The sequence below is a fragment of the Variovorax durovernensis genome (assembly GCF_977011995.1).
In genome coordinates this window covers 219,692-241,228 of sequence record NZ_CDRNCW010000001.1, presented here as the reverse complement: position 1 = coordinate 241,228, position 21,537 = coordinate 219,692, and the positions used below count along the sequence as shown (strand labels likewise).

At 68.4% G+C, this 21,537-nt stretch carries 21 protein-coding genes; 14 read left to right on the top strand and 7 right to left on the bottom strand.

Annotated features, from left to right (window positions below):
- Window positions 1-7: 7 nt before the first annotated feature.
- The 7 genes from ACWV14_RS01135 to ACWV14_RS01105 all read left to right on the top strand — a co-directional run bounded on the left by ACWV14_RS01135 (window position 8) and on the right by ACWV14_RS01105 (window position 6,429).
- Window positions 8-1,456 carry a glutamine synthetase family protein gene (locus ACWV14_RS01135; RefSeq protein ID WP_454901966.1) on the top strand — a complete coding sequence of 483 codons (1,449 nt, stop codon included), beginning with the start codon at window positions 8-10 and terminating at the stop codon, window positions 1,454-1,456.
- 19 nt (window positions 1,457-1,475) lie between these two features.
- A complete protein-coding gene (locus ACWV14_RS01130) occupies window positions 1,476-1,799 on the top strand; it encodes a 2Fe-2S iron-sulfur cluster-binding protein (RefSeq protein WP_237677692.1) in 324 nt (107 codons plus the stop codon).
- 104 nt (window positions 1,800-1,903) lie between these two features.
- Window positions 1,904-3,103, top strand: a complete 1,200-nt coding sequence (locus tag ACWV14_RS01125; protein WP_454901964.1) for an ABC transporter substrate-binding protein — start codon at window positions 1,904-1,906, stop codon at window positions 3,101-3,103.
- A 45-nt stretch (window positions 3,104-3,148) separates the two neighbouring features.
- Complete coding sequence (locus ACWV14_RS01120; protein WP_422088889.1) at window positions 3,149-4,009, top strand: branched-chain amino acid ABC transporter permease; 861 nt, start codon at window positions 3,149-3,151, stop codon at window positions 4,007-4,009.
- Complete coding sequence (locus tag ACWV14_RS01115; protein WP_422088890.1) at window positions 4,006-4,968, top strand: branched-chain amino acid ABC transporter permease; 963 nt, start codon at window positions 4,006-4,008, stop codon at window positions 4,966-4,968. The genes ACWV14_RS01120 and ACWV14_RS01115 overlap by 4 nt, the downstream gene beginning before the upstream one ends.
- Window positions 4,965-5,732 carry an ABC transporter ATP-binding protein gene (locus tag ACWV14_RS01110; protein WP_454901961.1) on the top strand — a complete coding sequence of 256 codons (768 nt, stop codon included), beginning with the start codon at window positions 4,965-4,967 and terminating at the stop codon, window positions 5,730-5,732. Before ACWV14_RS01115 ends, ACWV14_RS01110 begins: the two co-directional genes overlap by 4 nt.
- Window positions 5,725-6,429: an ABC transporter ATP-binding protein gene (locus ACWV14_RS01105; RefSeq protein ID WP_454901959.1), complete on the top strand. Its 705-nt coding sequence runs from the start codon at window positions 5,725-5,727 to the stop codon at window positions 6,427-6,429. The genes ACWV14_RS01110 and ACWV14_RS01105 overlap by 8 nt, the downstream gene beginning before the upstream one ends.
- A 108-nt stretch (window positions 6,430-6,537) precedes the next feature.
- Here the strand turns inward: ACWV14_RS01105 and ACWV14_RS01100 are convergent, their stop codons facing one another.
- Complete coding sequence (locus ACWV14_RS01100; RefSeq protein WP_454901957.1) at window positions 6,538-7,695, bottom strand: ABC transporter substrate-binding protein; 1,158 nt, start codon at window positions 7,693-7,695, stop codon at window positions 6,538-6,540.
- 105 nt (window positions 7,696-7,800) lie between these two features.
- Window positions 7,801-9,384 carry a phospholipase D family protein gene (locus tag ACWV14_RS01095; protein WP_454901955.1) on the bottom strand — a complete coding sequence of 528 codons (1,584 nt, stop codon included), beginning with the start codon at window positions 9,382-9,384 and terminating at the stop codon, window positions 7,801-7,803.
- 75 nt (window positions 9,385-9,459) lie between these two features.
- Between ACWV14_RS01095 and ACWV14_RS01090 the strand changes: the two genes are divergently transcribed.
- Window positions 9,460-10,689: a nucleoside recognition domain-containing protein gene (locus ACWV14_RS01090; RefSeq protein WP_454901953.1), complete on the top strand. Its 1,230-nt coding sequence runs from the start codon at window positions 9,460-9,462 to the stop codon at window positions 10,687-10,689.
- Window positions 10,690-10,776: 87 nt separating this feature from the next.
- Here ACWV14_RS01090 and ACWV14_RS01085 read toward each other — a convergent pair whose 3' ends face one another.
- Window positions 10,777-12,750 carry an alkyl/aryl-sulfatase gene (locus ACWV14_RS01085; RefSeq protein ID WP_454901951.1) on the bottom strand — a complete coding sequence of 658 codons (1,974 nt, stop codon included), beginning with the start codon at window positions 12,748-12,750 and terminating at the stop codon, window positions 10,777-10,779.
- Window positions 12,751-12,851: 101 nt separating this feature from the next.
- Here ACWV14_RS01085 and ACWV14_RS01080 point away from each other — a divergent pair, with 101 nt between their 5' ends.
- Genes ACWV14_RS01080 through ACWV14_RS01070 form a run of 3 tightly spaced genes read left to right on the top strand, consistent with a single transcriptional unit; the run spans window position 12,852 to window position 14,841 of the window.
- A complete protein-coding gene (locus ACWV14_RS01080) occupies window positions 12,852-13,790 on the top strand; it encodes a LysR family transcriptional regulator (RefSeq protein WP_454901949.1) in 939 nt (312 codons plus the stop codon).
- A 44-nt stretch (window positions 13,791-13,834) separates the two neighbouring features.
- A complete protein-coding gene (locus ACWV14_RS01075; protein ID WP_081267374.1) occupies window positions 13,835-14,344 on the top strand; it encodes a flavin reductase family protein in 510 nt (169 codons plus the stop codon).
- Window positions 14,341-14,841: a BON domain-containing protein gene (locus tag ACWV14_RS01070; RefSeq protein WP_454901947.1), complete on the top strand. Its 501-nt coding sequence runs from the start codon at window positions 14,341-14,343 to the stop codon at window positions 14,839-14,841. Before ACWV14_RS01075 ends, ACWV14_RS01070 begins: the two co-directional genes overlap by 4 nt.
- A 13-nt stretch (window positions 14,842-14,854) precedes the next feature.
- Here ACWV14_RS01070 and ACWV14_RS01065 read toward each other — a convergent pair whose 3' ends face one another.
- The 4 genes from ACWV14_RS01065 to ACWV14_RS01050 are packed head-to-tail and all read right to left on the bottom strand — an operon-like array spanning window position 14,855 to window position 18,531.
- On the bottom strand, window positions 14,855-15,658 hold the full coding sequence (locus tag ACWV14_RS01065) for an ABC transporter permease (protein WP_454901945.1): 804 nt from the start codon (window positions 15,656-15,658) through the stop codon (window positions 14,855-14,857).
- Between the two features lie 10 nt (window positions 15,659-15,668).
- Window positions 15,669-16,442, bottom strand: a complete 774-nt coding sequence (locus tag ACWV14_RS01060; protein ID WP_454901943.1) for an ABC transporter ATP-binding protein — start codon at window positions 16,440-16,442, stop codon at window positions 15,669-15,671.
- Window positions 16,439-17,407: an ABC transporter substrate-binding protein gene (locus ACWV14_RS01055; protein WP_454901941.1), complete on the bottom strand. Its 969-nt coding sequence runs from the start codon at window positions 17,405-17,407 to the stop codon at window positions 16,439-16,441. The genes ACWV14_RS01060 and ACWV14_RS01055 overlap by 4 nt, the downstream gene beginning before the upstream one ends.
- Window positions 17,404-18,531, bottom strand: coding sequence for an aryl-sulfate sulfotransferase (locus tag ACWV14_RS01050; RefSeq protein ID WP_454901940.1), 1,128 nt, complete (start codon window positions 18,529-18,531; stop codon window positions 17,404-17,406). Before ACWV14_RS01050 ends, ACWV14_RS01055 begins: the two co-directional genes overlap by 4 nt.
- A 112-nt stretch (window positions 18,532-18,643) precedes the next feature.
- Here ACWV14_RS01050 and ACWV14_RS01045 point away from each other — a divergent pair, with 112 nt between their 5' ends.
- The 3 genes from ACWV14_RS01045 (at window position 18,644) to ACWV14_RS01035 (ending at window position 21,532) form a co-directional block, all read left to right on the top strand.
- Entirely contained in the window at window positions 18,644-19,597 is a 954-nt protein-coding gene (locus ACWV14_RS01045; protein ID WP_454901938.1) for a LysR family transcriptional regulator, read from the top strand.
- A 76-nt stretch (window positions 19,598-19,673) separates the two neighbouring features.
- Window positions 19,674-20,582 (top strand): DMT family transporter, encoded by a 909-nt coding sequence (locus ACWV14_RS01040; protein ID WP_454901936.1) that lies wholly within the window; start codon window positions 19,674-19,676, stop codon window positions 20,580-20,582.
- Complete coding sequence (locus ACWV14_RS01035; protein ID WP_454901934.1) at window positions 20,579-21,532, top strand: glutaminase; 954 nt, start codon at window positions 20,579-20,581, stop codon at window positions 21,530-21,532. Before ACWV14_RS01040 ends, ACWV14_RS01035 begins: the two co-directional genes overlap by 4 nt.
- Window positions 21,533-21,537 lie beyond the last annotated feature (5 nt).

The window sequence follows — 21,537 nt, the reverse complement described above, 5'->3', positions numbered from 1 at the left end:
TCGCGCCATGAGCAGCAGCAACAAATTCGTCGACCGCTTCGGTCTGTGGTCCGACGACCAGCACGCGCAGGCCAGGGAACTGGTGCGCCGCATCGACAGCGGCGAGGTCGACCTCGTGCGCTTCGCCTGGCCCGACCAGCACGGCATCCTGCGCGGCAAGACGCTGGTCGCCAGCGAGGCGCGCTCGGCCCTGTGGGAAGGCGTGAACCTCACTTCCACCCTGCTGGCCAAGGACACCTCGCACAAGACCGTGTTCCCGGTGTTCACCCAGGGCGGCGGCTTCGCCATCGAGGGCCTGCAGGGCGGCGCCGACTTCACCATCGTGGCCGACCCCGCCACGTTCAAGGTGCTGCCGTGGTCGCCGCGCACCGGCTGGGTGATGTGCGACGCCTACATGGCCGACGGCAAGCCCTGCCCCTTCGCCACGCGGCAGATCCTGCAGCGCGCGGTGCGCCAGCTCGACGAGCTGGGGCTGGACTTCATCGCCGGCCTCGAAGTGGAGTTCCACGTCTTCAAGCTCGACGACGCGCGCATGGGCCTGGCCGACTCGGGCCAGCCCGGCGAACCGCCGCGCGTGTCGCTGCTGTCGCACGGCCACCAGTACCTGACCGAGCTGCGCTACGACCGCGTCGACACGCTGATGGAACTGCTGCGCTCTCAGCTCATGGCGCTCGGCCTGCCGCTCCGCTCGCTCGAGATCGAATTCGGCCCGAGCCAGTTCGAGCTGACTTTCGGCCCCACCGCCGGCGTGATTCCCGCCGACACCATGGTGCTGCTGCGCAGCGCCATCAAGCAGATCTGCCAGCGCAACGGCCTGCACGCCACCTTCATGTGCCGCCCGAAGATCCCGAACGTGATGTCCAGCGGCTGGCACCTGCACCAGTCGCTTCGCCGCAAGAGCGACGGCGTGAATGCGTTCATGCCAGAGACCGAGGGCCAGACCCTCAGCGAGATCGGCATGCACTACCTCGGCGGCCTCAAGGCGCACGCCTGCGGCGCGGCCGCGCTCGCGAGCCCCACCATCAACGGCTACCGGCGCTACCGCCCTTTCTCGCTGGCACCCGACCGCGCGATCTGGGCAAGAGACAACCGCGGCGCGATGCTGCGCGTGCTCGGCGGCGTGGGGCAAAACGCCTCGCGCATCGAGAACCGCGTGGGCGAGCCGACGGCCAACCCGTACCTGTACCTGGCGTCGCAGCTCTTCTCGGGACTGGATGGCATCCGCCACAAGACCGACCCCGGGCCCTCGGCCGACGCGCCCTACGAAACGCCGGCGGAACAACTGCCGCGTTCGCTGGGCGACGCCCTCGCCTGCCTGCGCCGCGACGAGATGCTCAACGCGCAGATGGGCAAGACCTTCGTCGACTACCTCTGCCACATCAAGGAAGCGGAAATCGCCCGCTTCAATCTCGAAGTCTCGGAGTGGGAACACCGCGAGTACTTCGACATGTTCTGAACGAGCCCCAAGAACAACAATGCCCACGATCCACTACATCCTCAAGGACGGCACCACGCGCGACGTCGACGCCAAGGTCGGCGCCAGCGTGATGGAAACCGCCATTCGCGGCAACGTGCGCGGCATCGACGCCGAGTGCGGCGGCTGCTGCTCCTGCGCCACCTGCCACGTCTACGTGGACGACGCCTTCATCGACCTGCTGCCGCCGCCCGACGACATGGAAAGCGCACTGCTCGACGCCGTCGCCTCCGAGCGCAGGCCCGGCTCGCGCCTGAGCTGCCAGCTCAGCATCACCGCGGCCTTCGATGGCCTCACGGTGCGCGTGCCCGATACCCAGGTCTGACGCTCCACTCGGGCATCATCGCCCGCTTTGCACATCCGGTTACACGACAGCGGCGCCCGAGGGGCGCATCCATTCCACCTGAAAGGCCTTTTCAAATGACGGCAATGACGATGACCAAGAGAACCATCCTCTCGACCCTGCTGCTGGCGAGCTTCGGCGTGCTGGGCACGACCGCCGCGCAGGCGGCCGACGAGCCCCTGCGCATCGGCCTGATCGCGACCTACTCCGGCCCCTACGCCGACTACGGGCGCCAGTTCGACGCCGGCATCGCGCTCTACCTGAAGGAGCATGGCGGCAAGGTGGGCGGCCGCACGGTCGAGATCATCAAGAAGGACACCGCAGGCCCCGCGCCTGACGCCGCCAAGCGCATCGCGCAGGAACTGATCGTGCGCGACAAGGTGAGCGTGCTCACCGGCCTGGACTTCAGCCCCAACGCCTACGCCGTGGGCGCCATCGCCACGCAAGCCAAGATCCCGACCATCGTGATGAACGCCGCCTCCTCGGCCATCACCACCAGCTCGCCCTACGTGGCGCGCCTGTCGTTCACCGTGCAGCAGGTCACCGACCCGATGGCGCGCTACATGCTCAAGGAAGGCATCAAGGACGCCTACACCGTGGTCGCCGACTACGCCTCGGGCGTCGATGCGGAAACCGCCTTCAAGAAGACCTTCACCGCCGGCGGCGGCAAGGTGTCGGGCGAAGTGCGCACGCCGATGAACAACCCCGACTTCTCGGCCTACGTGCAGCGCATCAAGGACGCCAAGCCGCAGGCCGTGTTCTTCTTCTTCCCCTCGGGCGTGATGCCTCCGGCCTTCCTGAAGGTCTGGAAGGAACGCGGCATGGAGCAGGCCGGCATCAAGCTCTTCGCCACCGGCGAAGCCACCGACGACAGCTACCTCGACGCCACCGGCGACGTGGCGCTGGGCCTGGTCACCAGCCACCACTACTCGTTCGCGCATCCCTCGCCCAAGAACCAGAAGTTCGTGAAGGACTTCGCCGCCGACAACGGCACCAAGCTGCGCCCGAGCTACTTCGCCGTGACCGCCTACGACGCGATGGCCGCCATCGACCTCGCGCTCGCCAAGACCAAGGGCGACACCGGCGGCGACAAGTTCATGGAGGCGCTGAAGGGCCTGAGCTTCGAGAGCCCGCGCGGCCCGATCGAGATCGACCCGGCCACGCGCGACATCGTGCAGACCGTCTACATCCGCAAGACCGAGCGCGTGAACGGCCAGCTGGTGAACGTCGAGTTCGACAAGTTCGACCGCGTGAAGGACCCGGCGAAGGAAGCCGCGGCCAAGTAAACGCAAAGAACAGAAGCCAGCAGTCAGCCAGCGAGCGGGAAATTCATGGGCATCGTGATCTTCGATGGAGTGGCCTACGGCATGCTCCTGTTCCTCATCGGCGTGGGCCTGTCCATCACGATGGGGCTCATGAATTTCGTCAACCTCGCGCACGGCAGCTTCGCGATGGTCGGCGGCTACGTGGCCGCCGTGCTGATGAACCACTTCGGGCTCGGCTTCGGCCTCTCGCTGGCGGCGGCCTTCGTGGCGGCGGCGCTGGTGGGCGCCGTGCTGGAGTTCGTGTTCTACCGCCGGCTGTACCGCGCGCATCCGCTCGACCAGGTACTGCTGTCGATCGGCGTGGTGTTCGTGTCGATCGCCGCCTTCACCTATTTCTTCGGCCCGACGATGCAGCCCTTCACGCTGCCGCCGGCGCTCGACGGGCAGGTGTCGCTGCTGGGCCTGGAAGTGGGCCGCTACCGGCTGTTCCTGATCGTCTGCGGCGTGGCCGTGCTGGCCGCGCTGCTGCTGGGCCTGGGCAAGACCCGCTACGGCGCGATGGTGCGCGCGGCGGTGGACAACCAGCGCGTGGCCGGCGGCACCGGCATCCACGTGCAGCGCCTGTTCTTCCTGACCTTCTCGCTGGGCTGCGGCCTCGCCGGCCTGGGCGGCGCGCTGAGCCTGGGCATGCTGGGGCTGGAGCCGTCGTTCCCGCTCAAGTACCTCGTGTACTTCCTGATGGTGGTGTGCGTGGGCGGTGCGGGCACCGTCACCGGGCCGTTCGTCGCGGCGCTGCTTGTCGGCATCGTCGACGTGGCGGGCAAGTACTACCTGCCCGAAGCCGGCGCCTTTCTCATCTACGTCTTCATGATCGTCATGCTGCTGGTGCGGCCCAACGGCATCGTCGCCAAAAAGGGGCTTGCATGAAAGCCCTCACCGTCTCTCCCGCGCAGCTGCGCGCCGCGGAAGCCGTCTTCTGGATCGCGCTCGCGTCGAGCTTCTTCCTGCTGCCCGACAAGCTCACGCTGATGAGCCAGATCATGATCTTCGGCCTGTTCGCGGTGTCGCTCGACATGGCGCTGGGCTACGCGGGCATCCTCACCGTCGGCCATGCCGCCTTCTTCGGCGCTGGCGCCTACGCGGCCGGGCTGCTCGCCAAGTACGGCTGGAGCGAGCCCTTCACCGGCCTCGCGTTCGCGCTGGTCGTCAGCGGCCTGCTGGGCTACGCACTGAGCTACCTCGTGGTGCGCGGGGCCGACCTCACGCGGCTGATGATCACCATCGGCGTGTGCGTGCTGCTGTTCGAGGTGGCCAACCGGCTCTCGGGCATCACCGGCGGCACCGACGGGCTGCAGGGCGTGGTCATCGCGCCGGTGCTAGGCCTGTTCGACTTCGACCTCTACGGCAAGACCGCCTTCTGCTATGCCTTCGGCGTAGTGCTCGCGATGTTCCTGCTGGTGCGGCTGGTGCTGCGCTCGCCCTTCGGGCTGGCGCTGCGCGGCATCCACGACAGCCGCAAGCGCATGCTGGCCATCGGTTCGCCGGTGGAAGCGCGGCTGCGCATGGCCTACGCCTTCTCGGCCGCGGTGGCCGGCGTGGCGGGCGCGCTGCTGGCGCAGACCACGCAGTTCGTCGGCATCGAGTCGATCGGCTTCAACCGCTCGGCCGAGGTGCTCATCATCCTGGTGCTGGGCGGCACCGGCCGGCTGTATGGCGGCATGATCGGCGCCATCGTCTACATGCTGGTGCACGACTGGTTCGCGGACATGAATCCGCAGTACTGGATGTTCTGGCTCGGCATCTTCCTGATCGCGGCGGTCATGCTGGGGCGCGGCGGCATCATGGGCGCGCTGTCGCGCTTCGTTCGCACGGGGAAGGCGCGATGAGCTCCACCACCACGCACACCCTGCGCACCCAGGGCCTGGGCATCCGCTTCGGCGCGTTCCAGGCCGTGAGCGACGTGAATCTCTCGCTCGAGCCCGGCGCGCGCCAGGCGCTGATCGGTCCCAACGGCGCGGGCAAGACCACGCTCATCAACCTGCTCACGGGCGTGTTCAAGCCCACGAGCGGATCGATCCACATGGGTGACCGCGACCTCACCCGCCTGTCCGCCGACAAGCGCGCGCGCATGGGCCTGGCGCGCACCTTCCAGATCAACACGCTGTTCCCCAGCCTCACGCCGCTGCTGTCGGTGGTGCTGGCGATCAGCGAGCGCGAAGGGCTGGGCGCCACATGGTGGCGGCCGCTGAAGGGCTGCACCGCCGTGTTCGACGAGGCGCATGCGCTGCTGGGCACGCTCAGGCTCGACAGCCTGGCCGACGTGCCCGTGGCCGAGCTGGCCTACGGCAAGCAGCGGCTGCTCGAGATCGCGCTGGCGCTGGCCGCCAAACCCCGCATCCTGCTGCTCGACGAGCCCGCAGCCGGCGTGCCGCAGGACGAGAGCGGCGAGCTGTTCGAGGTCATCGCGGCGCTGCCGCAAGACATCAGCGTGCTGTTCATCGAGCACGACATGAAGCTCGTCTTCCGCTTCTCGCGCCGAATCTCGGTGCTGGTCGGCGGACGCATCCTCACAGAGGGAACGCCCTCGGAAATCAGCGCCGACCCGCGCGTTCGCGAGGTCTACCTGGGAAGTTCGCATCACCATGCCTGAAGCACTCGCCTTCGACCGCGTCACCGCCGGCTACGGCAATGCGGTCGTGCTCGACCGACTCGAATTTTCGCTGCAGCAGGGCGAAAGCCTCGCCATCCTCGGGCGCAACGGCGTGGGCAAGACCACGCTGCTCGAAACGCTGATGGGCAACACCCGCGTGATGCAGGGCGCGATCCGCTGGCAGGGCGCCGACATCACGCGCTGGCCCTCGCACCAGCGCGTGCGCGCCGGGCTGGGCTGGGTGCCGCAGGAGCGCGAGGTGTTCGCGTCGCTCACGGTGGAAGAAAACCTCACGGTGATCTCGCGACTCGGCGGCTGGAACCTGAAGCGCGTCTACGACTTCTTCCCGCGCCTGCGCGAGCGGCGCGGCAACTACGGCAACCAGCTCTCCGGCGGCGAACAGCAGATGCTCGCCATCGGCCGCGCGCTGATGACCAACCCCAGGCTGCTGCTGCTCGACGAGCCGATGGAAGGCCTCGCGCCGATCATCGTGGAAGAGTTGGCAACCGCCATCCGCCGGCTGTGCGAGGCCGAAGGGCTGGCCTCGATCGTGGTCGAGCAGCACCCGGTGCTGGCGCTGGAGATGACGCATAAGGCCATCGTGCTGGAGCGCGGCACCGTGGTGCATGCCGGGCTCAGCAGCGAGCTGGCGGCAGACCAGGAACTGCTCGAAGGCTTGTTGGGCGTCGGGGTCTGATGCCCGGAACACCGCGGAACCGGCTTTGCCGGGCCGCAGGTGTTGCCCCCCGGGTGAGTGGGTAGGCGAAGCGACACGAAGTGCGCGAAGCCCGGGGAAGAATTTGGCCTAGCTGAGCATCTGGCCGCGGCTGCCGATCACGGCCACGTCCACGAACTGGCCGCCTTCGCGGTTGCTGCGGCCATAGTTGATCTTCACCCCGCCCAGGTCGAAGCTCTCGATGCTGGCAAGCCCCGACATCACCGATGCGCGCGTCAGCGAGCCACCGGCGCGGCGCATGCCCTCGGCCAGCACGGCGGCATTGATGTAGCCCTCGAGGCTGGTGAGCGAGAACTCCTTGATGCCGTTGGCCACCATGTCGGCCTGGTAGCGGCGCACGATCTCGAACTTGGTCGAATACGGCGAAGGCACCACGATCACGAAGCCCAGGCCCCTGGCCAGGTCGCCCATGGCCGACAGCGCACTGGCCGTGATCGAAAGGCCGTAGGCCGAGCTGCTGTTGCCCGCCTCGCGCAGCGCCTTCAGGAACACCGGCGCGGTACCGGCCAGCCCGACCACCACCACCTGCGGCTTGGCCTTGGCGATGGCTTCGGCGGCGGGCCCCACTTCCATGCTGGTGGTGTTGGGCGTGGTCGCGATTACCGCCGGCTCCAGCTTGGCCTTGGCCAGCGCAGCCTTGAAGGCCGCCAGCACCGACTGCCCCAGCGGATCGTTCGAATGCACGAGGCCGATGCGGCTCTGGCCCAGCACGGCGGCGGTGCTCACGAGCTTGTCGACTTCCTGGTCGTAGTTGGCACGCACCCAGAAGGTGTTGGGCGAGTTCTTCTTGCGCAGCGCGATGGTGCCGGTGATGGGGCCCACCACGGCCATGCCGGGCACCGCGTCCATCACCTCGGCGGTCTGCCGCGTGCCCAACGGGTGCACCAGCGCGAGCACGGAGCTGTCTTTCTCGAAGGCCAGCGCGTTGGCCTTGGCCACTTCGGGCTTGAAGGTGTCGTCGGCCATCACGAGTTCGACCTTGGTGCCGTTGATGCCCCCTGCCTTGTTCAGCGCCGCGAAGAAAGCGCTCGAACCCTGGTAGAGCCCCTGGCCGTTGGCCTTCTCGACGCTGCTGTTGTCGAAGGTGGTCCCGACGCGAACCGGCTTGTTTTGCGCCAGCGCCGGAAATCCCAGGCCTGCGGCGGCGGTTGCTGCCAGTCCGGTCAGCGCACGCCGACGGCTGGTGGAAAGCGGCGCAGTCGACTCGCGCGGCACGGGAACGGTCATGATCGAAGTCTCCAGATGGGGATGTTTTGGTGACAAAAACTCACACTCTTTCAAGGAATGTAACGCACCTTCCCTCCACCTGGAATGACAACCACGGCTGCTTCGCTACAGCAGTTCCTCGCCCACGATGGGCAGCAGCAGCCAGTTCTTGAAGCGCAGCCAGAGGAATTCGCCGGGCTCGTCCTCGTGCACGATGTCGCCGCCGGCGTCGTCGTACTCCAGCCACTGCACGCGCCGGCCGTCGGGCCCCAGGCGCAGCCGGTAGCCGAGGTTGACGCGCTCGCCGCCCATGAGCCTGTCGTAGTCCTTCACCAGCTCGGGACTGTCGATGACCAGCCCCATCTCGGTGTTGACCGCGGCCGAGCGGTGGTCGAGGTTCATCGAGCCGACGAAGAAGCGCTCGTCGTCCACCACCGCGAGCTTGGCATGCAGCCGGCTGATCGACTTGCCGAAGTCGCCGAAGCGCCCCGAACGCCCGGTGAGCGTGGGAGCGATCTCGTAGATGGTGACGCCGATCTTGAGCATGTCGGCGCGGTAGCGCTCGTAGCCCGCGTAGGCCAGCGGTTCGTCGGTGGCGCCCAGCGAGTTCGTGACCACCGTGATGCGCCCGCCGCGCTCGATGGCCGCCTTCATCATCGCCATGCCGTGAGCGCCCGGAATGAAATACGGCGAGCCGATCTTCACCTCGCGCTTCGCCGAATTGATGACGCTCAGCGCGCCCTCGGTCACGCTGCCGGCATAGGCGGCGTCGGGCTTGCGCGTGATCTTCTCGGGGTCGTCCACGAACAGCGTGGACGGCGCCCAGTAGCGCTCCACGTTGCCGGCAATCAGCTGCTGCCCCACCGGCGACTTGTCGAGCACGTCGCGCTGGTGCATGGCCACGTCGGGCACCGCCGTGCGCGCGATGGCGTCGAAGCGCTTCTGCGCCTCTTCCACCGGCATGCGCAGCGGCGCGATCTGCTCGATGGGGCGTACGTGCTCGCTGTTCCAGTAGCGGTCGAAGCCGGCTGACATCTGGCGCACCACCGGGCCGCTGGACAGCACGTCCATGTCGATGAAATTGGCGGCCGTGCTGCGCATGAAGTACTCGTTGGCGATGTTGCGGCCGCCCGACACCGCGAAGCTGTTGTCGGCCACCAGCAGCTTGTTGTGCATGCGGTGGTTGATGCGGCCGAAGTCGGTCAGCGAGAACAGCAGCCGCGTGGCCAGCGAATCGGCGCGCGATGGCAGCGGGTTGAACAGCCGCACCTCGATGTTCGGGAACGCCGACAGCGTGCTGAACACCTCGTCCTCGCCCGCCGTGTAGAGGTCGTCCACCAGCAGGCGCACGCGCACGCCGCGCGCGGCGGCCTCGCGCAGCTCCTTGAGGAAAAGCAGGCCGACGTCGTCTTTCTGGATCAGGTAGTACTGCACGTCGAGCGACTTCTCGGCGTGCCGCGCGAGCGAGATGCGCGCGTCGAACGCGAAGGCCGCCTCCGGCAGCAGCCTGAAGCCCGACAGCGACGTGGATCCGCCCGGCGTTCCCTGGGCCGCGAGTTGCGCCAGTTCGGTCTGCGACACGTCCGCGGCCGTGAAGGCGGTGGCCACGGGCATCGGCTTGCCCGGTGGCAGGCTCACGCAGCCGGAGAGCCAGAGGGAGGCCGCGCCCAGTGCCAGGGCGGCAAGTCGGCGGAGGTTGGCAGCACGCATGGGCCGAACTTTAGCTCGCCGCGGCCCGGCGCGTTCAGCGCCCTATGATCGGCCCGCACAAAAGGGAAAAGAAACGTGCTCAACGGCTTGTGGCTGGGTTTCTTCGGGGTGGCGGCGCTGGCCGCGCTGGGGCGTTGGCTCGTCGGCGGCGACCCGACGGTGTTCGCGGCGCTGGTCGAAAGCCTGTTCGCGATGGCGCGGCTCGCGGTCGAGGTGATGGTGCTGCTGTTCGGCACGCTCACGCTGTGGCTGGGCTTCCTGCGCATCGCCGAGGCGGCGGGGCTGGTCGGCTGGCTGGCGCGGCTTTTGGGGCCGCTTTTCCGGCGCCTGATGCCGGGCGTGCCGCCCGGGCACCCGGCGCTCGGCCTCATCACCATGAACTTCGCCGCCAACGCGCTCGGGCTGGACAACGCCGCCACGCCCATCGGCCTGAAGGCCATGCGCGAACTGCAGCGGCTCAACCCCGACCCGGTGACGGCCACCAACGCGCAGATCCTGTTCCTGGTGCTGAACGCCTCGTCGCTCACGCTGCTGCCCGTGACCATCTTCATGTACCGCGCGCAGCAGGGCGCCGGCGACCCGACGCTGGTGTTCCTGCCGATATTGCTGGCCACCAGCGCCTCGACGCTGGTCGGGCTGCTCACGGTGGCGGTGGCGCAGCGCCTGCGCCTGTGGGACCCGGTGGTGCTGGCCTACCTGTTGCCCGGCGCGCTGCTGCTGGGCGGCTTCATGGCGCTGCTGGGCACGCTGTCGGCGGCGGCCATCGCGTCGCTGTCGTCGTTGCTGGGCAACCTCACGCTGTTCGGCGTGATCGTGGTGTTCCTGCTGGTCGGGGCCATCAGGCGCATCAAGGTGTACGAGTGCTTCATCGAAGGCGCCAAGGAAGGCTTCGACATTGCGAAGAACCTGCTGCCGTACCTGGTCGCGATGCTGTGCGCGGTGGGCGTGCTGCGCGCCTCGGGTGCGCTCGACTTCGCGTTGAACGGCCTGCGCTGGCTGGTGACCGCGGGCGGCTTCGACGCCCGCTTCGTCGACGCCATGCCCACGGCGCTGGTCAAGCCCTTCTCGGGCAGCGCGGCGCGCGCGATGCTGATCGAGACCATGAAGAGCCAGGGCGTCGACAGCTTCCCGGCGCTGGTGGCCGCCACCATCCAGGGCAGCACCGAGACCACTTTCTACGTGCTGGCGGTGTACTTCGGTGCGGTCGGCATTCAGCGCACGCGGCATGCGGTGTCTTGCGCGTTGCTTGCCGAGCTGGCCGGGGTGGTTGCTGCTGTGGCGGTCTGTTATTGGTTCTTTGGGTAGGCCTTCGTTGTTTCGGGACGCGATCGCGCCGACGGGGGACATTCGCGGAGGGGAGTACCCGGTGGCCTGCGCACTCGCCCCAAAAAACTACCGACGCGGCTCCACCACAGGAAACATCGGCTCGAAGGTATCGAGCATCGACATCAGCTCGGCAAGCTTGGCCCGGTCCCCTTCGATCTTCACCTTCCCGGTCAGCACTGCAGCCGGAAAGCTCGTCTCCTTCAACGTCACCGCATCGAGCGTGGCCCGGCTCAATGTCACCGTCGCGTCCGCGCCCGGCTGCTGGCCTGCAATGTGCGTCAAGGCAGAGTTTTCCAGCGTCAACACGAACTGCTGGTTCGAATCGGTGAAGTTCCAGTTGATGACCAGCTTCTTGCCCTCCGCCTTGGCCGCATCGAGCCGCACGCCCAGGAAGTCGAAGAACAGGTCGTTGCTCACCGCCTTGAGCGTGTCCGCATTCGCGCTGCTGCCGCCCGGAATCTTCGGCACGCCGTTGCGCAGCTCCATCGCGCCCACCAGGTAGGCGCTGCGCCATGTGCCGGCCTCCGACTGATAGCCCAGCTGCTCCAGCGCATCGGCGCCCAGCTCGCGCGCCGCGCGGTTCGACGGGTCGGCGTACACCACCTGGTTCATCGCGCTGGCCACCCAGCGGAACTCGCCCTTCCTGAAATCCTCGCGCGCACGGGCAATCACCGCGTCGGCGCCGCCCATGTACTCGACCGTCTTCTTCGCATATGCCACCGGCGGCAACGGGTCCAGGTTGGCGGGGTTGGCGTCATACCAGCCCAGGTACTTCTGGTAGACCGCCTTGGCGTTGTGGCGCAGCGTGCCGTAGTAGCCGCGCGCCGACCACTCCTGCGACAGGCTCGCGGGCATGCGCAGCGTCTCGGCGATGTCGGCCGCGGTGTAGCCCTGGTTCAGAAGGCGCAGCGACTGGTCGTTGATGAACTTGTACATGTCGCGCTGCTTCTTCAGCAGGTCGACGATGCGGTCCTGCCCGAAGGTGGGCCAGTGGTGCTGCGCGATCAGCACGTCGGCCTTGCCGCCGAAGGCCACGCGCGCCTCGTCGATGTACTTCGACCACAGGTTGCCGTCGCGCACCTCGGCGCCGCGGATCGTGTACAGGTTGTGCATGTTGTGCGTCACGTCTTCCGCCATGTTCAGCACGCGGAACTGCGGCAGGTACATGAGCATTTCGGACGGCGCCTCGGAGCCCGGCACCAGGTGGAACAAGAACTGCACGCCGTCGATGGTGCGTGCCTCGGTCGGCTTGTCGATGCTGGCGGTGGGCGCGATCAGCGTGACCGTGCCGCGCGCCAGCGCCTTGCCCAGGCCCGTGTCGACCTGCCCGCGCACGCCCGGCGGCAGCAGCGAGCCGAACTGGTACTGCGAGCGCCGGCTCATCGCGTTGCCCGCGAGGATGTTCTCGGCCACTGCCGTTTCCATGAACCCGGCGGGCGCCAGCACCTGCACCTTGCCGGCGGCCACGTCGGCCTCGGTGGTCACGCCCTTCACGCCGCCGAAGTGGTCGGCATGGCCGTGCGAGTAGATCACCGTGCCGACCGGCTTCCTCGGCCGGTGCTGGTAGTACAGGTCGAGCGCGGCGCGCGCGGTCTCGGCGGTGAGCAGCGGGTCGATGACGATCAGCGAGGTGTCGCCTTCGACGATGGTCATGTTCGCCAGGTCGAAGCCGCGCACCTGGTAGACCCGGTCCGTCACCTGGAACAGCCCGTGTATCGCGTTCAACTGCGCCTGCCGCCACAGGCTGGGGTTGACGGTGTCGGCAGGCGCGTCGGCCTTGAGGAAGTCGTAGGGCTTCATGCTCCACGCCGGGCGCGGGCCGGCGCCGGGCACCAGCGCGTCGGGCACGGTGGCGATGAAGCCGCGCATGGCGTCGTCGAAGTCGCGGCGGTCAGCGAAGGGCAGCGTCTTCGCCATGTCGGCGTTGGCCTGCAGCGTCGAAGGCTCGGGCGGCTTGGACGCCACCTGCGCCAGGGCCGAAGCGGCGGCGAATGCGCAGGCCAGTGCGACGAGTGCGCGGGGGAAGCGGTGGTGCGTCATGGGTGTCTCGGTCTTCCGTGAAGGGTGCGGGCCGATTCTCGGAAGCCCCGGATGCATTGGCAAATGCAAAATATGCGGTTGCTTTTTAAGTGAAACGCAAAATGCAGCTACGCCAGCTCCAGCATCTCGTCGCCCTCGCGGACCAGGGCAGCTTCGGCCGTGCGGCCCAGGCCGTGCACCTGTCGCAGCCCGCGCTTTCGCGCAGCATCGACAACCTCGAAGAAGGCCTGCAGGCCCGCCTGATCGACCGCGCCTACGGCACCGTGCGCTTCACCCAGGCCGGCGAGCTGGTGCTGGCCCGCGCCCGCGAGCTGCTGGCCGACGCCCTGCAGATCGAGCGCGACGTGTTGCAGCTCGAAGGCCTGGCCATCGGCAGTCTCGCGGTGGGCCTCGGCCCTTTCGCGGCCGGCACGCTGGGGCGCATGGCCCTGTCGCTCATGGCCCAGCGCCATCCGCAACTGCTGATGCGCATGGAAGTGGCCGACACCGCCAGCCTGTGCGAGCGCCTGCACCGCCGCCAGCTCGACCTGTTCATCGCCGACACGCGCGACCTGACGAAGCAGCCGGGCCTGAAGCTGACGCGGCTGCCCAATGTGCCGGTGTCGTTCTTCGTGCGGCCGAAGCACCCGCTGCTCAGGCTGAAGCAGGTCACGCTCGAGAACCTCATGGACTACCCCGTGGCCGGTCCGCAGTTGCCGGCCGAGGTGGCGTCGCAGTTCGACCGGCAGGCCAGGCGTGGCATAGGCGTCAAGGGCGGCAAGGGCGGCGACCGCAGCCTGTTCAACGTGAGCTGCGACGACGCGGGCACGCTGCGGCACCTGGCGCTCACGGCCAACGCAGCCATCCTGGCGCCGCTGGCGCCCGCGCCGGGGCACGAAACAGGCGCGCTGGTGCCGCTGCCGGTGGCCGGCCTCACGGGCATGCAAACGCATTACAGCCTCGTGACGCTCGCAGGGCGTACCCTCTCACCTGCGGCCACCGCCTATTCCCGGTTGGTGACCGAGTTGATGAGCCCCGCCAAGCAGCCCCCCGGTCGCTGAGCCAAAATGGCCTTCTGCCCTCCAAGCCCTTGCAGCCTTTTTCAGTGACCACTCTCCGCCGGGCCCAGCCGCCCTCCTTTTCGCCCGACGAGTTTCGTGAAGCGCTCGGCATGTTCGCCACCGGCGTCACCATCGTTACCGCCCGGGCGGCCGACGGCACGCTGGTCGGCCTCACGGCCAACTCCTTCAATTCCGTTTCGCTCGCGCCGCCGCTGGTGCTGTGGAGCCTGGCGCGCGCGGCCGGCTCGATGCCCGCGCTCAGCGCCGGCTCGCACTACACCGTGAACATCCTGGCGGCCAGCCAGAAGGCACTGGCCGAGCGCTTCGCCACCAAGAACATCGACCGCTGGGCCGACGTGGCCTTCACCGAAGGCCTGGGCGGCGCGCCCGTGCTGGCCGGCGCCGCCGCGAGTTTCGAGTGCTTCAACCGCAGCCGCTACGACGAAGGCGACCATGTGATCTTCGTGGGCGAAGTGGAGCGCTGCACGCACGACATCGGCGCCTCGCCGCTGCTGTTCCACGGCGGGCGCTTCTACACGGAACACCCCTTGTGACCCTCCGCCCTGCGCTCATCTGCGTCCTGCTGCTCGCAGCGCGGGCCGGCATGGCGCAGGAAGCGGGCGGGCCGCTCAAGCAGAACTGGTTCGACGACCCTTTCTTCCAGGTGTCGGCGGGCCAGCCGGCCTGCCCGATGCCGGAGGGCCCGTTCTATACCGCCGAGGAGCGCCGCATGCAGACCCATTCGCGGCTGGAGCGCGGCACCAGCTGCTGGCTGGCCGGCAAGTGCACCGACAGCAACGCATACCGCTACGACAAGCCGCTGGCGCCCAAGGTGCGCGCCGCGCTGCAGGCGGTGCCCGGCGTGGACAAGGGCAGCGTGTGGGTGATGATCCAGCGGCGCTGGGTGTACCTGCAGGGCTGCGTGCCCAGCGCCGCGCTGGCAAAAAGGCTGGAGCGCACCGCCCGCGCCCTGCCCGACGTCGAAGCCGTGGTGCCCGACCTGATGGTGGGCACGCGGGGCAAGCCGCCTTACCCGCTGGCCGCGCAGTAACAGGCCTGGGACGCTACAGCGCCGACTCGTGCCAGTGCCGCAGCAGCAGCCGGCCGATGGCGCTCACCGCCAGGAAGAACACGAAGCCCAGCAGCGTCGCCGCGATCACCTCGGCGAACAGCAGCGCTGTGTACATGCGCCCCTGCGCGAACACGATCTGCACGCCCAGGCCGCCTTCGGCATTGCCCGAGCCGATGATGAACTCGCCCACGATGGCGCCGATCACCGACAGCCCCGCCGAAATGCGCAGCCCCGCGAAGATGTGCGGCAGCGCGCCCGGCAGCCGCAGTTTCCAGAACGACACCAGCCCGCCCGCGCGGTGCAGCGCGAACAGCTCCGCCAGGTTGCGCGAGGTCGAGCGCAGGCCCAGCATCGTGTTGTTGATGATCGGGAAGAGCGACATGATGAAGCTCACGATCACCACCGACAGCTCGTTGTAGCCGAACCAGAGCACGATCAGCGGCGCGATCGCCACCACCGGCACGGTCTGCAGCAGCACCGCATACGGATACAGGCTGCGCTCCAGCAGCCGCGACTGCGCCAGCACGGCCGCCCCCGCGATGCCGAGCACGATGGCCATTGCGTAGCCCAGCAGCGCCTCCTTCAGCGTCGACAGCGTCGCGCCCAGCAGCACGCCCGCGTTCTCCGCCGTGGCGGCCGCCACTTCCTGGGGCGACGGCAGCAGGTAGCCCTTGCCCTGGTAGACGGTGGCGCTCAGCAGCCACCAGAGGCCGATGGCGAGCAGCGCGACCACCAGCACGGGGGCGGCGTTGCGCGCCACGGCCACGGCGGGAGAAGAAACGGATCTTCGTGTCATCGCCGCCTCCTCACGCCACGGCCTGCGCGTGATGCTGCGCGCGCAGCACCGCCGTCACCTGCCCGGTCAGCGCCGCAAAGCCGGCGCTGGCCCGCAGCTCGGGGGCGCGCGGGAATTCGAAAGGCACGTCGATCACGTCGAGGATGCGCCCCGGCCGCGGCGACATCACCACCACCCGGTTAGACAGGTACACCGCCTCGTGCACGTTGTGGGTCACCAGCACGCCGGTGAAGCCCGCCTGCCGCCACAGCGACGACAGCTCTTCCTGCAGCACGTCGCGCGTGAGTTCGTCGACCGCGGCCAGCGGCTCGTCGAGCAGCAGCAGCCCGGGCCGCAAGGCCAGCGCGCGCGCCAGCGACAGCCGCATGCGCATGCCGCCCGAAAGCTGGTGCGGGTACGACTTCTCGAAGCCGGCGAGTCCCACCAGCTTCAGCGCCTCGGCCGCGCGCGGGCGGTAGCTGGCCGGCGCATGGCCTTCGAGCTCCATCAGCAGCTGCGCGTTGCGCTCCACCGTGCGCCAGGGCAGCAGCGCTGCTTCCTGGAACACGAAGGCGGTCTCGATGCCTTCAGGCCGCGTGCAGCGCCCCGTGCTCGGCGCAACGAGCCCCGCCATGATGCGCAGCAGGGTCGACTTGCCGCAGCCCGAAGGCCCGACGATGGAGACGAACTCGCCCGGGCGCAGCGCGAAGTCGACCGTGTCCAGCGCCTGCAGCCCCTCGTCCTTGCCCGTGCCGAAGCGCTTGGAAACGCCGTCCAGCCCGACGGCGGCGCCCTTGCCGCTCATGGGGCGCAGCCCGGCACCAGCGTGCGGTCGTAGCCTTGCTTGGCGTCGAAGTTCGCCGGCAGGAAATTGACGCTGCGCAACTGGGCCGCCAGCTCGTTCCAGCGCGCGTCAGTCATGCAGCCGATGCGGCCCAGGTCGTGCGAGATCAGCGTCTCGAGCATTTCCTTGTTGGCCGCGTCGTAGATCTCTGGCGTGATCTGCTTGTTCATGCCGGTGATCAGCGGCTTGAGCCCCTGCGGGTTGCGCACGTAGTTGGCCCAGCCCTTCTGCACCGCCGCGATGGTGGCCTTCACCAGCGCCGGGTTCTTGCGGATCATGTCGTCGGTGGTGAACAGCACGTCGTACGGCCGGTAGCCCAGCGACGCCAGCGTGATCTGCTGCACCTGCACGCCGGCCGCGGCCATGCGCGCGGGCAGGAACAGCGAGTAGCCCTGCTGCACCATCTTCGGGTCGTTGCGGAACAGGCTGAGGTCGCCGCTCACCGGGATCTCGCGAGTGCCGGCGAGCTTGTACTGCTTCTTCGTCCACTCCCAGTAGGCGTTGCCGAGGTTCACCGCGAAGGTGCGGCCCTGCAGGTCGGTGATGGACTTCACCGCCGGGTCGGCGTGATAGACCAGCGTGTAGGGCACGTAGTCCAAATGCGCGAACACCGCGCGCACCGGTGCGCCGCGCATGCGGGCCAGCAGCACGTCGTCGGCATTGCCGATGCCGAACTCGGCCTGGCCCGAGGCCACCTGCGGAATGGTCTGGATCTTCGGGCCGCCCTGCAGCACGCTGATCTCGATGCCGGCCTCCTTGCCGAGCTTGTCCTGCTGGGCCTGCCAGTAGCCGGCCTGGTCGGGCTGGGCGAACCAGTTGCTGAGGATGCGCACTGGCTTGGGCGCGTCGGCGGCCTGTGCCGCGGGCGGAAGCAACGTGGCCAGCGCAAAAGCGAGCGCGAGAAGGCGAAGGGCGGAAGAAATCATGATGCGGAAGCCTCGAGCCAGGGAAGTTGCGCCGCCGTGTAGCGGAAGGTCTGGAACACGCTGTTCTGCCGGCCGGGTACGTATTTGCGCGCGGCTTCGTCTGGGTATTCGGCGAACCAGGGAATCACGTACTCCCACACCACCTCGCCGGCCGGCGTGACCTCGAACAGGCGCCCCGTGGCCGACTCGGTGACGTGCGTGTTGCCGTTCGGCAGGCGCTGGGCGCTGCCCATGTAGGCGGTGTAGAACGCGTTGACCAGTTCGTCCGCGTACTGCCACACGACCTCGTTGGAGGCCGGGTCGATTTCGAGGACGCGAGAGAACGCCACATGCTTGCCGGTGCGGAAGTTGCCGTTGTCGAAAGCAAGAATGTTGCCGTTCTCCAGCGCGACCGGCGCATGCTGGTGCGACAGCACCGACGGCGGAATGTGCAGCTTCACGGCGCCCGTGGCGCAGTCGACGCCCACGATGCCCGAGGTGGTGCGCAGGCTCATGAGCACCAGCCCCTCGCGCGTCACGTCCAGGCCGTTCACCAGCGGCCAGTGGGTGCGGCCGAAGCCGGGGTGGATGGGGAAGTCTTCCGGGTCCAGGTGCTCCCAGGCCTTCCATTCCCACACCAGCTTGCCGTCGCGGTCGACCTCGCGGATCACGTCGCCGTACATCGTCTCGTCGGGGCCGTGCGCCGTGCCGCCGGGCACGCGTTCGGCAAAGCCGGGCGGCACCGGCGCGCAGCCGGCGTACAGCAGGTGGCCGTCGGCCAGCCAGCGGGCGTCGTGATGGTGCGTCGGGTCCTGGTAGCGCCAGACGATCTCGCCCGCGGGCGTGGCCTCGTAGAAATCGCCGCCGTGCCACAGCGACCAGGCGCCGTAGATCTCGGGCGAATCCGCGTGGTTGCCGTTGTAGCCGAGGTTGCCGTTGGGCAGGATCACGGCCGCGCGGCCGGGGCGCACCGGCATCTTCCACCGGTGCGCGACGCGGCCCTCGATGTCGATCAGGTAGACGTTGCCGTCGTCGGTCTGCGGCGCGATCAGGGTGTAGCCGCCGGCGCTCAGCGCCGGGTCATGGGCGATCAGGCCGACGCCGCGGCGGCGCTGGGTGATCTGGTCTACGGTGGTGGTGGGCACGGAACGAACCTCGGGGAGATTGAAGAATGGCGCGAATGTAGGCCGCATCGCCCGTCAGGAAAATCTGTTTGTTTTGTACGGTGCGTATAGAAATTTCATACACTCCCCGGCCATGCGCGCCATCTCCCAGACCTTCCGCTGTTTCGACGAAGTGGCCCGCCGCGGCTCGGTGCGCAAGGCCGCCGAGGCGCTGCACCTCACGGCGGCCGCCGTGCACCAGCAGGTGCTCAACCTCGAGGAACAGGTAGGCACGCCGCTGTTCGACCGGCTGCCGCGCGGCATGCAGCTCACCACGGCCGGCGAGATCATGGTGGCCGCCGTGCGGCGCGGCCAGCGCGACTTCGACAACGCGCTGGCCCAGGTCGAAGACCTGCGTTCGCTTCGGCGCGGGCACATCAACCTGGCGGTGTCGCATTCGTCGGCCGAGCAGCTGGTGCCCGAGGTCATCGAGGCGGCCATGAAGCACTACCCCGGCGTGACCTACAGCGTGCGCTCGGGCAGCGGCGAGAACATCCTGAAATGGGTGGCCAACGGCGAATCGGACATCGGCTTCTGCCTGCGCCGCAAGCCGCCGCCCGGCGTGGAAGAGATCCGTGCCTTTCCGCAGCACCTGGGCCTGGTCACGCCGCCGGGCCATCCGCTCACGGTGGCCAGCAAGCTGCCGCGCCTGCGCGACTGCCTGGACCACCCGCTGATCCTCATGACGCCCGACACCGAGCTGCGCGCCATGGTCGACCAGATCGACCACCGCGAGCACCGCAAGGTGCGACCGCTGGTGGAGACCAGCTCGGTCGCGATGGTGCGGCGGCTGGTGGCCGGCGGCACCGGCATCGGCTTTCTCATTCCGGAGAACGTGGCCGAGGACGTGGAGCGCGGCACGCTGGTGTGGACCGGCCTGGCCGACGCGGGCGCGCGCTCGTTCAGTTGCCTCTACCAGCGCGCCGGCCAGACCACGGCGGTGGCCATGGGCATGTTCCTGCAGTTCCTGGAGGCCGCGCTGCTGGCCATCGAAAAGCGCTTCGAGCGGCAGGCGCCGCTGCCGTCGCTGAACGCCTTCGCGCAATAAACACGCCGGCGCGATACGATCATCGGATGAATTACGCGGCTTTTTTCCGCCACGACCGACTGACCGACAGCAGCGAATGATCCAGCGCAAGACCCACCTCGACTCCCTCGCCATCGGCCTCCTGATCGCCTGCTGCGCGTTCTGGGGGCTCCAGCAGATCCTCATCAAGACCACCGTGGCCGAGGTGCCGCCGATGTGGCAGGCCTCGATCCGCATGGTGGGCGCCACCGCGCTGCTGTGGCTTTGGTGCGTTTGGCGGCGGGTGCCGCTGTTCGAGCGCGACGGCACGCTGTGGCCGGGGCTCCTGGCCGGGCTGCTGTTCTCGGGCGAGTTCGCGGGCATCTACCTGGGGCTGCAGAACACCAGCGCGTCGCGGCTCACCGTGTTCCTCTACACCGCGCCCTTCTGGGTGTCGCTGCTGCTGCCGCGCTGGGTGCCGGCCGAGCGGCTGCGCGGCTTCCAGTGGCTGGGCCTCTTCATCGCGTTCTCGGGCGTGGTGCTGGCCTTCAGCGAAGGCTTCGGCCACATGAGTTCGTCTCAGCTGGTGGGCGACGCCATGGGCCTGGCGGCCGGCGCGCTGTGGGGCCTGACCACGCTCACGCTGCGCACCACCAGGCTGGCCACGGCCAGCGCCGAGAAGACGCTGTTCTACCAAGTGGCGGTCACCGCGGCGATGTGCCCGCTGCTGTCGCTGGCGCTCGGCGAGCACTGGGGCTTCGCCTATTCGGCCGGGGCCTGGACCTCCATCGGGCTGCAGACCGTGATCGGCGCCTTCGCGAGCTACCTCACCTGGATGTGGCTGCTGCGGCACTACCCGGCCACGCAGATGTCGTCCTTCACCTTCCTCACGCCGCTGTTCGCGCTGGTGTTCGGCGTGGTGGTGCTCAAGGAGCCGCTCACGGCGCAGCTGATCGTGGCGCTGATCGGCGTGGCGCTGGGCATCGTGCTGGTGAACCGGCGGCCTGCGGTACAACGCACCGCATGAACGGCAAGACCATGAACTTCCAGCCGGTGCTCGACGAGATCGTCGCCACCCTGCGCCCGCAGATCGACCATGGCTGCCCCGGCGGCACCGTGGCCAGCTACATCCCGGCGCTGGCGCGCATCGATGCGCGGCAGTTCGGCATCGCGCTGCGCACCTGCGACGGCACCGAGGCCGGCGCGGGCGACTTCGAGACGCCCTTCTCCATCCAGAGCGTGTCCAAGCTCTTCACGCTCACGCTCGCCATGCAGCGCATGGGCGACGCGCTGTGGGAGCGCATCGGCCGCGAGCCTTCGGGCAATCCGTTCAACTCGCTGGTGCAGCTGGAAAACGAACAGGGCAAGCCACGCAACCCGTTCATCAATGCCGGCGCCATCGCGGTGGCCGACCGGCTGGTGAGCCAGGCCAAAGCCAAGGGCGGCAGCGCCAAGGCCGACATCCTCGCGCTCATGGCCGGCCTGTGCGGCGAGCCCATCGCCTTCGACGACGAGGTGGCGCAGTCGGAAGCCGACACGGGCTTTCGGAACATCGCGCTGGCCAATTTCATGAAGAGCTTCGGCAAGATCGACAACGACGTCGCCACCGTGCTCGACACCTACTTCCACCAGTGCGCGCTGCGCATGAGCTGCCGCCAGCTGGCGCGCGCCGCCGCTTTCCTGTGCCGCGACGGCGCGCACCCGGTCGACGGCCAGCCCGAGATCACCGGCGAGCGGCAGACCCGCCGCATCAACTCGCTGATGCTCACCTGCGGCACCTACGACGCGGCCGGCGACGTGGCCTTCTCGATCGGCCTGCCCTGCAAGAGCGGCGTGGGCGGCGGCATCGTGGCCGTGGTGCCCGACAAGCTCACGCTGTGCGTCTGGTCGCCGGCGCTCGATGCCACCGGCAACTCGCTGCTGGGCATGAAGGCGCTCGAATTGTTCGTGGCGCGCACGGGGCTGTCGGTGTTCTGAGCGAC

What these genes read in the sequence shown, in the direction of transcription:
- ACWV14_RS01135 (WP_454901966.1), top strand. Translation starts at nt 8, where the DNA reads ATGAGCAGCAGCAACAAATTCGTCGACCGCTTCGGTCTGTGGTCCGAC.
- ACWV14_RS01130 (WP_237677692.1), top strand. Translation starts at nt 1,476, where the DNA reads ATGCCCACGATCCACTACATCCTCAAGGACGGCACCACGCGCGACGTC.
- ACWV14_RS01125 (WP_454901964.1), top strand. Translation starts at nt 1,904, where the DNA reads ATGACGATGACCAAGAGAACCATCCTCTCGACCCTGCTGCTGGCGAGC.
- ACWV14_RS01120 (WP_422088889.1), top strand. Translation starts at nt 3,149, where the DNA reads ATGGGCATCGTGATCTTCGATGGAGTGGCCTACGGCATGCTCCTGTTC.
- ACWV14_RS01115 (WP_422088890.1), top strand. Translation starts at nt 4,006, where the DNA reads ATGAAAGCCCTCACCGTCTCTCCCGCGCAGCTGCGCGCCGCGGAAGCC.
- ACWV14_RS01110 (WP_454901961.1), top strand. Translation starts at nt 4,965, where the DNA reads ATGAGCTCCACCACCACGCACACCCTGCGCACCCAGGGCCTGGGCATC.
- ACWV14_RS01105 (WP_454901959.1), top strand. Translation starts at nt 5,725, where the DNA reads ATGCCTGAAGCACTCGCCTTCGACCGCGTCACCGCCGGCTACGGCAAT.
- ACWV14_RS01100 (WP_454901957.1), bottom strand. Translation starts at nt 7,695, where the DNA reads ATGACCGTTCCCGTGCCGCGCGAGTCGACTGCGCCGCTTTCCACCAGC.
- ACWV14_RS01095 (WP_454901955.1), bottom strand. Translation starts at nt 9,384, where the DNA reads ATGCGTGCTGCCAACCTCCGCCGACTTGCCGCCCTGGCACTGGGCGCG.
- ACWV14_RS01085 (WP_454901951.1), bottom strand. Translation starts at nt 12,750, where the DNA reads ATGACGCACCACCGCTTCCCCCGCGCACTCGTCGCACTGGCCTGCGCA.
- ACWV14_RS01080 (WP_454901949.1), top strand. Translation starts at nt 12,852, where the DNA reads ATGCAGCTACGCCAGCTCCAGCATCTCGTCGCCCTCGCGGACCAGGGC.
- ACWV14_RS01065 (WP_454901945.1), bottom strand. Translation starts at nt 15,658, where the DNA reads ATGACACGAAGATCCGTTTCTTCTCCCGCCGTGGCCGTGGCGCGCAAC.
- ACWV14_RS01060 (WP_454901943.1), bottom strand. Translation starts at nt 16,442, where the DNA reads ATGAGCGGCAAGGGCGCCGCCGTCGGGCTGGACGGCGTTTCCAAGCGC.
- ACWV14_RS01055 (WP_454901941.1), bottom strand. Translation starts at nt 17,407, where the DNA reads ATGATTTCTTCCGCCCTTCGCCTTCTCGCGCTCGCTTTTGCGCTGGCC.
- ACWV14_RS01045 (WP_454901938.1), top strand. Translation starts at nt 18,644, where the DNA reads ATGCGCGCCATCTCCCAGACCTTCCGCTGTTTCGACGAAGTGGCCCGC.
- ACWV14_RS01040 (WP_454901936.1), top strand. Translation starts at nt 19,674, where the DNA reads ATGATCCAGCGCAAGACCCACCTCGACTCCCTCGCCATCGGCCTCCTG.
- ACWV14_RS01035 (WP_454901934.1), top strand. Translation starts at nt 20,579, where the DNA reads ATGAACGGCAAGACCATGAACTTCCAGCCGGTGCTCGACGAGATCGTC.